The organism is Citrobacter sp. wls717, assembly GCF_005280955.1.
GTDB lineage: Bacteria > Pseudomonadota > Gammaproteobacteria > Enterobacterales > Enterobacteriaceae > Citrobacter > Citrobacter werkmanii.
Genome location: NZ_SZWW01000035.1, coordinates 1 through 13,242 on the forward strand (window position 1 = coordinate 1; position 13,242 = coordinate 13,242).

At 52.5% G+C, this 13,242-nt stretch carries 15 protein-coding genes; 5 read left to right on the forward strand and 10 right to left on the reverse strand.

Annotated elements, in window-relative coordinates:
• The 3 genes from FDX09_RS23790 to FDX09_RS18245 form a co-directional block, all read left to right on the forward strand.
• Window positions 1–186: hypothetical protein (locus tag FDX09_RS23790; protein WP_137347654.1), on the forward strand; the 186-nt coding region annotated here is incomplete at its 5' end.
• A gap of 434 nt (window positions 187–620) precedes the next feature.
• Window positions 621–1,388 carry an amidohydrolase gene (locus FDX09_RS18240; RefSeq protein ID WP_137347656.1) on the forward strand — a complete coding sequence of 256 codons (768 nt, stop codon included), beginning with the start codon at window positions 621–623 and terminating at the stop codon, window positions 1,386–1,388.
• A gap of 180 nt (window positions 1,389–1,568) precedes the next feature.
• Window positions 1,569–1,979: a Spy/CpxP family protein refolding chaperone gene (locus FDX09_RS18245; protein WP_038637532.1), complete on the forward strand. Its 411-nt coding sequence runs from the start codon at window positions 1,569–1,571 to the stop codon at window positions 1,977–1,979.
• A gap of 15 nt (window positions 1,980–1,994) precedes the next feature.
• On the opposite strand, the gene FDX09_RS18250 is transcribed toward FDX09_RS18245, so the two are convergent.
• The 10 genes from FDX09_RS18250 to FDX09_RS18290 form a co-directional block, all read right to left on the reverse strand.
• Window positions 1,995–2,504: an EAL domain-containing protein gene (locus FDX09_RS18250; protein ID WP_249360023.1), complete on the reverse strand. Its 510-nt coding sequence runs from the start codon at window positions 2,502–2,504 to the stop codon at window positions 1,995–1,997.
• Window positions 2,456–2,713, reverse strand: a complete 258-nt coding sequence (locus tag FDX09_RS23970; RefSeq protein ID WP_249360025.1) for a hypothetical protein — start codon at window positions 2,711–2,713, stop codon at window positions 2,456–2,458. The genes FDX09_RS18250 and FDX09_RS23970 overlap by 49 nt, the downstream gene beginning before the upstream one ends.
• A 1-nt stretch (window position 2,714) precedes the next feature.
• A complete protein-coding gene (locus tag FDX09_RS18255; RefSeq protein WP_137347657.1) occupies window positions 2,715–4,382 on the reverse strand; it encodes an O-antigen ligase family protein in 1,668 nt (555 codons plus the stop codon).
• Between the two features lies 1 nt (window position 4,383).
• The gene (locus FDX09_RS18260; RefSeq protein WP_121528615.1) at window positions 4,384–4,926 is read right to left on the reverse strand and encodes a fimbrial protein; all 543 of its coding nucleotides are present in this window, start codon (window positions 4,924–4,926) and stop codon (window positions 4,384–4,386) included.
• A gap of 9 nt (window positions 4,927–4,935) precedes the next feature.
• The gene (locus tag FDX09_RS18265; protein ID WP_137347658.1) at window positions 4,936–6,000 is read right to left on the reverse strand and encodes a fimbrial protein; all 1,065 of its coding nucleotides are present in this window, start codon (window positions 5,998–6,000) and stop codon (window positions 4,936–4,938) included.
• Window positions 5,997–6,602, reverse strand: a complete 606-nt coding sequence (locus tag FDX09_RS18270; protein WP_087856502.1) for a fimbrial protein — start codon at window positions 6,600–6,602, stop codon at window positions 5,997–5,999. The genes FDX09_RS18265 and FDX09_RS18270 overlap by 4 nt, the downstream gene beginning before the upstream one ends.
• An 11-nt stretch (window positions 6,603–6,613) precedes the next feature.
• Complete coding sequence (locus tag FDX09_RS18275; protein WP_042310485.1) at window positions 6,614–7,390, reverse strand: fimbria/pilus periplasmic chaperone; 777 nt, start codon at window positions 7,388–7,390, stop codon at window positions 6,614–6,616.
• A 26-nt stretch (window positions 7,391–7,416) separates the two neighbouring features.
• Window positions 7,417–9,888 (reverse strand): fimbria/pilus outer membrane usher protein, encoded by a 2,472-nt coding sequence (locus FDX09_RS18280; RefSeq protein WP_137347659.1) that lies wholly within the window; start codon window positions 9,886–9,888, stop codon window positions 7,417–7,419.
• Between the two features lie 41 nt (window positions 9,889–9,929).
• A complete protein-coding gene (locus tag FDX09_RS18285) occupies window positions 9,930–10,478 on the reverse strand; it encodes a fimbrial protein (RefSeq protein ID WP_087856505.1) in 549 nt (182 codons plus the stop codon).
• A gap of 69 nt (window positions 10,479–10,547) precedes the next feature.
• On the reverse strand, window positions 10,548–11,096 hold the full coding sequence (locus FDX09_RS18290; RefSeq protein ID WP_038637500.1) for a fimbrial protein: 549 nt from the start codon (window positions 11,094–11,096) through the stop codon (window positions 10,548–10,550).
• Between the two features lie 644 nt (window positions 11,097–11,740).
• On the opposite strand from FDX09_RS18290, the gene FDX09_RS18295 reads away from it, so the two are divergent.
• Complete coding sequence (locus tag FDX09_RS18295) at window positions 11,741–12,529, forward strand: winged helix-turn-helix domain-containing protein (protein WP_038637495.1); 789 nt, start codon at window positions 11,741–11,743, stop codon at window positions 12,527–12,529.
• Between the two features lies 1 nt (window position 12,530).
• Window positions 12,531–13,049, forward strand: coding sequence for a hypothetical protein (locus FDX09_RS18300; protein ID WP_038637494.1), 519 nt, complete (start codon window positions 12,531–12,533; stop codon window positions 13,047–13,049).
• Window positions 13,050–13,242: the final 193 nt, after the last annotated feature.

The window sequence follows — 13,242 nt, forward strand, 5'->3', positions numbered from 1 at the left end:
TCTGCCTGTCGGGTCGGGGCCGAGCCTGCCTCCATGCAGGCCGTCTCCTCTGCCCGCATCCCTGCGGGCAACCCCGGTCAGCCGTCAACGCCTCATCGATTTTCAGCCGGACCGGAGTCATCGCTTCAATGCTCTGACTTCCAGTTAAATCTGTTTTGCTGTTCAGACCAAAAACGCAGATGGTGAGGTGTGGGCTGGTCCGGCTGAAAATTGCCGACGTGTTTCCGTAAGGCCGGGAGAGCCAGCATGGATGCTGGCTCAGGGCGCGCTTTGCAGGGACGCTTCATCGCGCCCGGCCCGGTAGCCTGAAGGAATAAGCGGAGGGTATTGCGCAGCAACAATTTTCCCGCCGGGAGCCGGGATGGTAAAGGGCGTGGCGGAGAACGCCCTTTACACGTTCACAGGAATCGATGTTTCAGAGAAACAATGAACATGAGGTGAACGGAACCCTTTCTCTGAGACAGCATATTCATAACTTCTACCAATACTGGTGATGCTTTCTGAAACAGAGGCGTTAACTGAACAGCATTACGCTATATGCGGGGAGATTTCTTATTGCCACATTTTCGTTAAAGCTCATGCTACAGTGTCAAAATGTTGTTCAACGAGGAGCCTCGATCGTGCCTGGTTTGAAAATTACTCTGCTGCAACAACCGTTGATTTGGATGGATGGCCCAGCCAACCTGCGCCATTTCGACCGACAACTCGAAACCGTCACCGGACGTGATGTGATTGTGTTGCCCGAGATGTTTACCAGCGGATTTGCGATGGAAGCAGCAAACAAATCGCTGCCGCAGGAAGAGGTCGTAAGCTGGATGCGCGCCAAAGCGCAACAGACGAACGCCCTGATCGCGGGCAGTGCCGCGATTCACTCCGAACGCGGTGCGGTTAACCGCTTTTTTCTGGTCGAGCCTGAAGGTAATGTGCATTTCTATGACAAACGTCATCTGTTCCGCATGGCGGATGAACATCAGCATTACCAGGCGGGAGACGCGCGCGTTATTTTTGCATGGCGCGGCTGGCGCATTCTGCCGTTAATCTGTTATGACCTGCGTTTTCCGGTGTGGTCGCGCAACCGTAACGATTACGACCTCGCTTTGTATGTGGCTAACTGGCCCGCGCCGCGTTCGCTGCACTGGCAGGTTCTGCTCACTGCACGGGCGATTGAGAATCAGGCGTATGTAGCAGGATGTAACCGTGTAGGAACTGACGGTAACGGTCATCATTATCGCGGCGACAGCCGGGTGATAAATCCACAGGGTGAGATTATTGCCACCGCCGAGCCGCATCAGGCCACGCGCATTGACGCTGAGCTGTCGCTCTCGGCGCTGCGTGAGTATCGCGAAAAGTTTCCCGCCTGGCAGGACGCCGACCCGTTCGCGCTGTAGATATCGCCTCTCCTCCCGCTGCGCAACATTTTTGCATAGCGGGATTGTTGCACTCCGTAACCAACCGCAAAACAAATTCGCGTGGCGACATGCTTCAGGCAACGTATTCTGCAAGGGATAATCACTCGTAACCGGCGAGTGTCTGACAATGTTAATAATTCCTTTATCAGGATTTCAATAATGAAGAACTTCGTTCGCATGACTTTGCTGGCTGCAACCGTAGCTGGCGCTTCTTTTAGCACGTTTGCAGCAAATGTATCCAACGTTCCCGCCCCAGCTCAGGACCCGGTAGTCCAGCACCTTAAGCTGACCACCGACCAGGTTGCGCAGATCAAAAAACTGCACCAGCAGCTTGAAACCAACGTCAGCCAGATTTCAGTGAAAGATGTTAAAGACGGCGCATTGATTGACGTTATCAAGTCCGGGAAATGGGATGAAACCGCCGTCAAGAAGCAGCTTTCCGCGTTCAGCAATATCGAACAACAAGCGCGTTATTATCGCGTGAAATACTACTTTGACCTGAACAAAGTGCTGACTCCGGAACAGCGCCAGCAGGTACAGAAAGATATCGCGCAGACGCTGAGCGAGTAATCCCCAGTGCCTGAATCAGCAATGATTCAGGCTTTTCGGCACAATCTCCTGCTGAAAAAAGAAGCCCTGTACAGCATCTGCGCCGCTCATACGGCAGATGGCGTAATCCTGCGCGCTTTCTACTCCCTCGATCACCACCCGCTCTCCCAGCCCGCGAAATTGATTGACCAGTACCCGCAACTGCCACTCCGATGATCTGAACTGATGAAACATCTCGCTTTCAATTTTAATGGCATCAAAACGGATGCCAGACAGTCGCCAGACAAAAAACAGCTCAGGCGAAACGTCATCCAGCCACACGCGAAACCCATGACGCACCAGGGTTTTTATGGCGATGCATACCGCCTGCTGCTCTGCCTTTTCCAGACGCATCATGGTCGCGGGATCCTGAATTTCAATAACAATCCGCCCCTGATGCGCCTGCCTGGTGAGTCGCGAGATCCACGACAGACAGGTCAGCATCCTGACGGATAAATTCAGCGAATAGCTTCCTGGAAGTACGAGCACCCGCTGCATTTGCCACATAAACAGCTGCTGTTTCGCGCTGACAGAAAGATGCTTGAAAAAAGATCCAGCGGGAGCGGCGTGCGTACCTGGCTTAACACCTCACGGACATCCAGTGATGCATCATCAAAAAAATGAATGCGCTGCAAACGGATCCCGGAGATCCGCAGCAGTTCGGCATTACGGGGAAGCTCTGGTACATATTGAGCCTGTTCGCTGAGTCTGTTCATATCATTCCATTTTTTGATTAAAAGGACGTCGTGCATCCTGTAACCAGGAGATACGGCGATCGTTCGGGTAGATCAGGTAAAAGCGCGTCGCCAGACGGTGCGCCTGGGTCAGGTCGCGCTGCTGTAACGCCAGCAAGATTTGCGTGAAGGAGATATTCGGGTCCGGGTGAACACGCACATAGTCAGGCGCCCAGCGGCGAACCAACTCCAGCCAGCGAGCATCCCGGGTACGTTGATACCGTTGCAGGTATCCCATCTGGAGATCAAACCGGTAGCGTGTGGCAAGCAACCAGCCGCCTACCGGGAGCGATTCGGCAAGTTGCCACTGTGTTGACTGCCGTTCCGCCAGCGTCAGTTGCTGTTGCGTCTGTAGCGTGAGAAGCAACAAGGGAGTGGCTATCAGAAACGAGATAAATGCCAGCCCACGAATCAACGACGTCGCCGGGCGCGTCAGACTTGTCCCTTTTAGCGCGCCATCTGCGCAACGAAGCAGCAGGATCAGCAATAACCAGTGTGGCGTTGACTGCCTGACCGGGTATTCCGTCAACATATGGATAACCACCGGCAACGCCGCCACCAGGCAGGCACGACGCCAGCGATTTCCGTGCAGCCAGAGCCATAACCCACCCGCAATAAAACACAGCGCGCCCACCAGCCCAACCAGACCGCCCTCCACCAGCCACAGCACCAGTTCATTATGTGGATGCGAGATGCTGCTCAGCCCCAATGGCCCCGCTCGTTCGAGAAAAACAGCAGCGAAACTGCCCACGCCCCATCCCATCCACGGCCGTTCAGCAAATAATGCCAGTGACGTTTTCAGCACCGTCCAGCGCACATGAGAAGTCGTTAAATGATCTACCGTGGCAACGGACAAAAAATGGCGAGCGGCCGCGCCTGCCGCCATACCTAACGCCAGTGGCAACAGAAGTAGCAACAATGTGCGGCGTTGTGCAGGGAACACCGCCAGCAGCAACACTTCGCCGACCGCCAGAGACAAAAAACCGGTTTGCGACTGGGATTCATGCAGCACAAATCCCATCATCACCAAAGCAATCCCGATAACAATTCGGTATCTGCCGCCCAGGCGTAAAAAGAGCAGCGCTGACAGCAACACGCCGCACGCCGTGAAACTGGCCAGCAGATTGACCTGCTGAAAAATACCGTAGGGCCGCGTGCCACGCCGCCAGGCAAACTCCCAGTAATCAACGCCCGGCCAATGCCAGTACTGATAGACAAACGCCACGCATTCGATGACGCATGCCCCCCATAACAGGGCCAGCAATGCCGTGCGAACGTTTACCGTAAGTGGAATTTGCAATGTCACCAGATAGACAAGCACACCACCCAGTAGCGCCCCCATTACCAACAGCGCCTCGGACCGCCAGACGCCCGGCGTCAGCAGACAAAGCAGCGTCAGGATGAGCGCGCCCAACGTAAATCCCATGGCAGGTACAGTGATGCGCCAGCGTCGGCGAGGCAGTAGCATCGTTACGCTTGCAGCCAATACCGCAGCGTAGATCCAACTGGTAATATTAAGCGGCAACGACAGACCGCTGCCGCCGTTATTCAGCCAGTAGAAGTGCATGATCCCGCACCAGAAAAACAGGCTGACAATCAGCAATAATTTCTGGCCAGGCAGCGGCGCAATACGATTCAGTGCGTTCATCATGCTACTGGTAATTCAACGTCCAGGTCCCGCTGGCGCTGAACGGACCGTATTCAAGGGACTGGTTTTTTATCGCCGACGGCTCTGCCGCGACCCACGCCAAAAAATTCAGCGTCATCGATCCTTGAGTAATTTCTGTGACTGACGTGCCCTCATCAAGACGGATTGCCGTGCCATCGTCTTCGCTCATCCCAATCCCGATCCCCGACGCCCCGCCCTGCTCGCTGCTATCCAGCGCCAGATGATCGGTAAGCTCCGCATCTTCCTTGCCGCTGAAGGTGACCGAGATCCCACGGAAGACCTCCGGGTTGCAGTCGCGTAGCTGGATGCTGAATTTTTCCGGCTTACTGCGCCCCGAGAGATAGAGATCCTGCGTCGCGATTTGCCCGAAATCGACCTCGATTTTGTCGCCGCCGGGCGCCAGGCTGCAGGCCAGCGCTCTGATGGTGCCGTGAAAATACATATCGCCGCCGACCAGTTTGGTGTCAGCCTGAACCGTTGCGCCAAACAGCAGCGTACTCACCGCGATTAACGTTCTGAAAGTCATGGTATTACCCTACTGAAACTGCGCGACAACGGTGGCAGAGGCTTCAAACTCACCTTCCTTAACGCTCCCCACGCCCGGCTTTGCCACCGGTGCGGCAGTGAGATTCCAGTCGCCCTGATTCTGGTAAAAACCCTTCACGTTGTAGAACTGATTGGGCACTACGGTGCCGCCGCTCTCGTCTTTAATCAGAATGCCGAGATCGTCGCGTTTCTGTCCGCCACTCAACGTGCCGAGAAGATGATCGTTAAACCCAGCCGTACCTGACGCCGTGGTGGTTTGTACACCTAAATTGATGTTCAGCGCGCCCTGATCGAAGCTGCCGCCTTCACAGACCACATGTATCGGGATCGACTTGCTGTAATTGGTGCCGTTGAGCTTTGCAGCGGATCCGGGCAGATCGCCAAACTCAATGCTGATTTTGTCTCCCCGATTGAAGGTGCATTTATCCGGCACGGTAATGAGCCCGGATTTAATGACCACGCGTGAAATCGCCGTGGTTGGCGTAGGTCCCGCACCGCCCATGCGCCCGGCAACCTCCACCAGCGACTGAGAAGTGACATTGATGCCATTGATAATGGGTTTAGTGACAATAAACGTCACTTTCCCTTTTGAACCACTTTCAACGTTCGTGGCGCGCGTGTAGCCCTTACGCTTTTTACAGCTGTTGTTACTGTTGCGATTTGAAACGTTGGTAAACGGTGCCTGGACGTATTTGTTATAACGTCCGGCAACCCACACCTGAACTTCCACATCCAGATACTCGTTTAACCGAAAACGGTTCGCCCCCTGATTTGAAGGCGGCATGGTGGTCGTGGTGGTGTAATAAATTGGCTCCCGAGAGATATCGGCCTGTTCGCAATAAAAATTCACCACATACCAACTGCCCAGATTCCAGGTAAAAGGCTCCGTTCTGCCGCCTACATGGTTTTTGCTGACATCCAGCGAGCTCAGTTCAATATCGTACTGATGCGGCGACCCGCCCTCCGGCTCACCTTCCCCCTGTGTGAATGCCTGCCCGGCCAGCGGACAGCCAGCCAGGGCGACCCACAGCAGCGCTTTGTGCAATACGCTCATAGATACTCCAGCTTAAGTCTGACCAGACCGTTAAATTCGCCAGCGGTCACCTCCGGGCCAAAAGATTCCAGCGCGGCAAGAAAGTGAATCGCGTTATCGCCCGGTTTGAGGATCCACATGCGTTGCGGTTGATTCAGGTGAATCAACTGGTTGCGTTCGGTCAGTAGCCGAATGCCCGCACCACGCACATCGCCGCGAATACGCCCCAGATCGCTGTTTTCCGGCGCACCCTCGGCCATCAGCGTCATCGAAACGCCACGTTCCACCGTGCTATGCGCCAGCTCCGGCATTTCGCTGGTCTGTCCGGGAAAATCCCTTAAGGTATGGCCAGAGCCTTTTAAGCAGCCATTCAGGTTCAGCGTCACTAATACCGGATCGCTGCGATCGCCGCTCTGGCGAAAGCGGCTGGCGGAAATATCACCCAGATCGATGGTCTGATCGCGTGAAGCCATATCCAGCACGCACGGCGAAACGAATACCCGACCGTGAAAGCGGACGTTGCCATACTCGCCAGAAACGTTGCTCATATCCTGGCGGCCGCTAGTGGCCTGAACCGGGCAGGCCATACCAGCCATCAGCAGAGCGCAAAGCATCTTTTTCATTTACGAGTCCTTTACCGGGGCTGTTGCTCCATCGGCAATGCTTTACACACATTGCCTGTGCAGCTGAATTTCAATTCAGGGTGACCGCCAAAATCGTTCACATACATCATGCTGAACTGGCTGACGCTGCCGTCGGTAACGCTGAAATCAAGCGAGGATTTTGGTGAAACCATAACCCCGGGGAAGTCAGTCAGCCTGCCGCCGCCCTGCGCTTCCGGCTTACGGCTTAAACCGATTAAGGTGACGAAGTATGGCGTTGGGTTATCCACGGTCCAGCGTAGACCCTGCTTGTGAAAGACCAGTTGGTTTTGCCACACCGCGCCCGGCGTTTCCGGCACGATGGCGGTCGGCCGGTAGAACAATTTGATGCGCGACTGCATCGCCAGTTGCAGCACGTTCGGCTTATCAGGCTTAGGTGGAATCTCACGCACATTCAGATAGAACAGGCTTTCACGATCCTGAGGCAGCGCATTAATCCCGCTGGTTTTCGTCACGCGGGCAATGCCTTTTTGCCCACCGTTAATTCGCTGCAGCGGCGGTAAGACCATCAGCGGCGAGGTAACTTTTGTTCCATTGGCATCTTCCACCCATGACTGGGCCAAAAACGGAATGCTCGGGCTGGTATTGGTTAAGTTCGCACTGACAGAGCGCGCATCACCGGTGATGATCATCCGGGTACGGTCGAGCGCAATACCCGCCCAGGAAGCGTTGATCTCTGCAATAAAAAGCAGGCCACAAGCCACGGGTTTGAGCCAACGCTGCACGGAGTAAAAAGCTTGATTTTTCATGACAAAATTCATTCTGGTTATTGAAATTATTCACAAGGCAACAGCACGTTACCTTCCGGGTTGAGTTGTTGTGGCACCTGTAAGTGACACTGCGCTCGACCGCCCCAGGCCACGGAAAGACGCTCGGCTGGATTCACACCGGCAATCCAGGCCATGCCGTTTTCCATCACCATGGCGACGCTGACGCCGTTGGCGTTAAACACTTCGGCGCCAAACGGCGGGACCGAACCATCCTTCAAGCGCAGCAGCGCCATCATTTTTTGCCCCTGCGCCACGGCAAAGCGCTGGTAGCCAATCGCTCCTTCCGTCAGGGTGTTGGTGACAATGGCTTTGGTCGCGGAAATATCCTCGTCCATTGCGTCCACATCGATACGGGTATCAAAGCTGTGATAGCTGACGACGTCCGGTACCACGGCAATACCGAAGCGGTTTGAGTGCGCCTGTTCGCCGTTCAGCGGTACATTCGCCACACCGTCGGTATCCACCATCACTCTGGCGGTATTCATTGACGCCTGGCTGTTGTGCAACGCCGCACCGTGACGCGTCGCGGTAAAACCGCCGCGCATCGTGCCGCCTACGGAGAAATAACGTGATTGCTGCCAACTGACGTTAGATTCCAGCTCCGCCATCATGCTGCGGTGCTTGTAATAGCCATCAAATGCCGTGTGCCCTTCACCGGAAACCCCTGCGCGCAAACGCCATGGATTGTTACGGTCGCGGTTATCGGAATACGAAACCATCTGGCTGGTCTGGTTGCCGCTGTTCTGCAATTCATAATCCATGGATCGGCCATCGCTCCAGGGAATCGAAATTGAAAGCGAAAGACTGTCGTCCCGTTTGCCCTGATACTCAGAGCGGTAAGCCGCAAGGTTGGCGCTAATCCCCTGGATGCCCGCCAACGAAAAGCAGTGTCCCATCGACAAGCCGTAACGATCCTGCGAACGACGATCCCAGTAGTTCTGGTGGGTGTAGGTCAGATACAGCGTGGTGGCTAACTGCGGATCGTCGGCAAAAAAGGTTTTGTTACCGGTGATGGTGTACATCTCTTTTTCGTTGCCGGCGCTGTTGTTATTGGCATACTGTTCGTCGAGGAACTGCGAAAAAGTGCGGAAGTTACGCTGTGAAAAGCGGTACCCGGCAAAGGTGATGGCGCTGTTGTATTCATCGAAGGTTTTGGCATAGCTGAGCTTAAAGGACATGCCTTTTTGTTCAGCCTGATGCTTCACCCGACTCACGGATTGCGTCGCATCTGCCGATAATGCCCCCAACCAGCTCAAATCCCGGCCGATCCCCATCGACCACGCGTTATAGCGCTCGCCAGTGAGCAGCGCGCCGCCGTACAGCGACCACGCATTGCTGACCCCCCATGAGAAATCGCCGGTATAAAACGCAGGGCCCTGAATGTCATGGTTGTAAAGCGATGGCTTACCGACCGCGGCGTTGTAGCGAACGTAGCCTGGGCGCGTCAGGTAGGGAATATCGGCGGTATTAACCTGAAAGGTTTGTACGCTGCCATCCTGCTCCTCAACGCGTACATCCAATGTCCCGCGTACCGAGCCGTGCAGATCCTGAATATTAAACGGCCCCGCAGGAACGGTGGTTTGATAGATAACACGTCCCTGCTGACTGACGGTGACCTTCGCGTTACTCCGCGCGATGCCATGAACTTCAGGCGCGTAACCCTGCAAATTCGGTGGCAACATACGCTCATCGCTGGCGAGGTTAACCCCGGTGAAACGTACCGAATCAAAAACCTGAGAATTCAGATAGATTTCGCCAAGCGTCAGTTTTGCCGCCTGCATCGGTAATGGGCGATAAGCATAGATCTGATCCCAGTCGATACGCCCACGATTATCATCGGAAGCGTAATTGGCCTGATACTGCCCGCGAAAGCGCCACGCGCCGAGGTTAAAGCCTGTTTGCCCGTAGCCAGAAAGAGAGCGGTAATGATCGCCCCCCTGCTCGTAATGTGTGGCCTGACCCGAGATGCTGTAGTCAAAAATCAGCCCGGCGACGCCATTATCCCAGCGCTCCGGCGGCGTCCAGTCGGGATCGGTATATTTCATCCATGCTTGCGGCACGGTAATGTCCAGTACGCCTGCGCTATTATTCAACGCTACGCCCGGCAGATGGGAAATGTCATAGCAGGTCGCGCTAATCGGATGAATATAGGTCAGCGCCTCTTCTTTGAGCGCCAGTAATTCGAGTTGTTGCTGCGTCAGACACGCCATGGATTTATGCGGGTTGGCAGGATCGACAATATAGCGGATCGACTGCTGAGGGATTTCCTGGCTGTTAATTCGAACATCCAGCAGATATTCTCCGGGAGTCACAAAGTTGCCTTCGGAAAAACGCTGCAAATCGACATTCTGCCGGTCACTGGCGTCCAGTACGTCAGTATTAAATTCAATGGCCTCATCCGCTTCAGCCCATGCAGAGGCACAAACCAGAGTAATAAATAGCGCCAGGCGTTTTTTATCTGTTTTCAGCGTGATCATTTTCGTTCGCAAACCTTCAGATACCCGAATTGCAGTGCAGCTCAGAGATAATTCACAACAAAATGCGTGACCGCAGTAAATTCGCCGGATGTCATTCTTCCGTCACGGGAGATCAAATAAGCCGTAAAGTTGAGTGTGTTCTTCCCTGGGTTAAGCACATAATCTGGTGATGGTTCGCCCAGACGAATTTGCTGTCCTTTGCTGTCGTATATTTCTATTGCTAAATGTTCAGTTTCCGACTGCACGCTCAGATAATCAGGATTGTCCCTGTCAGGCGCACCAGAAAAGGTAATATTGGCGCGTTGAAACACATTCCCGGAATGTTGAGAATCCCCTAATGAACATCCCAGCAAATGAATACTGAAATCATGCGCGGACACTTTTTCTGGTCTTCCGGAAATATCTCTGGCAGAGAGATCATCGAATTCAACCAGTAGCGACCGGTCGCGCGGGTCAACATAACAGGCAGCCTCAATAATATTTCCTCGCATGCGCATTTTGCCGGGCGTACTGTTTAGACGATTGGCGCCAGCCATAACCCATGCAGGCGAGATAAAGACAAAAAGCAGTAAAATTCGCCATCCAGGCATAACCGTATTTCCTTTCAGTTATTCGCAGGAAGGGTTAAGCAGGCGCATTAATGCGCCCGCTGCGGGTAATTACTGATAGTCGATCTGGAAATTAACGGTAGATTCGAAATCACCCGGCGTTACCGCTGCAGAAGCGTTGTTTGCCTGCAGATAAGCAACGAAATCAATGTCGGTTTCGCCGTCAGTGATGTTGACCTGAGAGGCAGCTTTACCCCATTCCACGTCCTGGTTGCCGCTGTCAACCATACCAATACCCGCGCCCTTTGCAGTACCAGAGGTGAATGCGGCCAGGGCGTTGTTGTCGGTATCAATCGTTGCCGGGGTATAGGTCACAGTGGCCGTTTTCGCAACGGTGGTGTCGCAGCCCTGAAGAACGATTTTGGCATGCTTAACGCCAGCGCGTTGGTTGTCTTTTAACTGAGAGGTTGGGATCTCACCAAAATTAACCTGCACCGGGCTGGATTCAGGTGCCAGACCGCATGCGGAATTAACCAGAGAACCGGTGAATTGAATTTTACCGTTGGTCGGCTCGACATTTTTTGCAGCGAAAGCAGAAGAGGCAGTCAAAGTCATTCCCGCCATCAGCGCGCAGGCCACAGCCACGTTTTTCATTTTCATATTACTACTTAACCTTATATCCGTTTTTAGTTATTCCGACGATCTATTTCCGCAGACACTTAACGTCAGGGAAATGCTGATCTGCAGGTGGCGGTAGCGCATATCCCTGCAAACAATCCATCTCAACCCGCCCCTTATTTTGAACATCACTGGCATTCCATACGAAATACCGTCCACAGCTGTTCAGGCTGTTTCGGGGCTTATATTAAGTCGGCAGAAAAATGACACAATGCAAAAATACGGTATTAATCAAACTCAGGGAATCGTGTTGTATCACCGTCTGCATAACGATCGTTTACCTAAAAAACCGCCAAAATTCAGGCGCGCACCAGCGTTAATATCTATTATTTTGCGTTTTTATAGAGTTTTTATCTATCAACTATTTTTTTATTTAGTCCGGATACCAGGCAAAATGTATTTATGAAAGTTTTGTAAAAATGAAAGTGGATATCAAAAGCGAGTAATGACAATAAGATAGTGACAGAGAGAAAGGAGAATGAGACATCTTATAAGAAATATTAAAATATTGTTATATAAATATTAATGAAGCGATCTATGGCGCAACCATTTTTTATAAATGAATTATGTTATGCTATTGCTTCCCCCACTCGAATGCGAGATATCCTGCTTTAAAGGAGACATCAGTGATTTCTCATATACCAATAAACAAAATTAAATCCGTAATTATTGGTGATGGCTTAGTTTTCAGACCAAATAAAAATACCCTAAAAGACCTGACATCAGGTGAAATGGCGACATTGAATAATGTGGCAACGCAATTACTGCTCTATTTGTTGCAAAATGGTAAAGAGATTTCCTCGCGCGATGAAATTCTGCTGAATGTTTTCCAGCATAATGGCGCCCGGGCGACGGATGCCAATCTCAACCAGCACATTTCATTTCTGCGCAAAGCAATAACGTCAACGGGTCACCCTGCCGAACTCATCGTCACCATTCCGCGAATGGGATTTCGGATGGGCGACGTCAATATCAATATTCAGCAACTGGAAGAGGCGCAAACTCCAGCGCGAATTGCCCATGTTGCAAAGAAGCTCAACAAAAAGAACCGAAACCGATGGCCAGTCGCGATAACAACGTTAATCACCGGTATCGCAGTGCTGGCTACAGCATGGTTAACATGGATACCCAATGAAATCGCCATGACGGACGCAGCTATTCTGCGGACAATCGACTACGAGCAATGCCGGGTACATATATTAGGGAACGCTCTTACCGATACCATAACTGAAAAGAAAGCGCTGGATATATTCAAGTCAGTGGGGATTAACCCAAACTGTTCGCATCCAAAAGATCTCTATCTTAATACGTGGGCGAGCAACCATAACCTGGTTGAGTGGTCGTTTGCCGCTGAATGCGGACTAAACCTCGGCTATTACCATTGCGTCAGCCAATATCGTCATTATGAGGAATGATATGAAGCAGGAAAGCGATCACTCTCCTTTACTGTGGTCAGTGGTAATTGCCATTTTTGGGCTGGCGGCCATTGCTTTTTTCATTATCGTCGGGAATGCGAAGAAACAAGAAATCAGCTTTTCATGCTCATCGGAATTTACGTCGATACTCGACATCCAAAATAGCAAAAAGGAACTCAACGGAATTATGCTGATCACGAGCTACAATTCCGGACACCTTTCATTGTCAGTACAGGGGAAATTCAAAAGTGATGATGGTGAGTTCACTGTTAGCCGAAAACTGTTCTTTCGCTACGCCCGTCCGCTCGGCCATACCGCAGGCGTTTTCATGCTCACTCCCGATGGACGTGAAAAATCCCCCGATGATGACGCAACGGATGCTGTCGATTACCTCTTTTTCGACGCTTACGAACGTGCCGACAAGCTGTATATGCTGAAGCGCCTGAATGAGGAAACGGTTCTTATTGGCGATAACTTTTCACCCCGCTTCGCCTGCGTGATGAATCACTTCGCGGGTTAATCGCCTCTACGATATGCGTCGGGTTAAGGATGACCTGATGTGTTTCCCGCCCGGCAGCGCGGAGGTTGCAATGCAGTGTAATGATGGGATTGTTATTTGGGGTGGGCTAAAACGACGAAAGCCTGAATCATTTCTGATTCAGGCTTTCTGAATAGTGGCGGAATGGACGGGACTCGAACCCGCGACCCCCTGC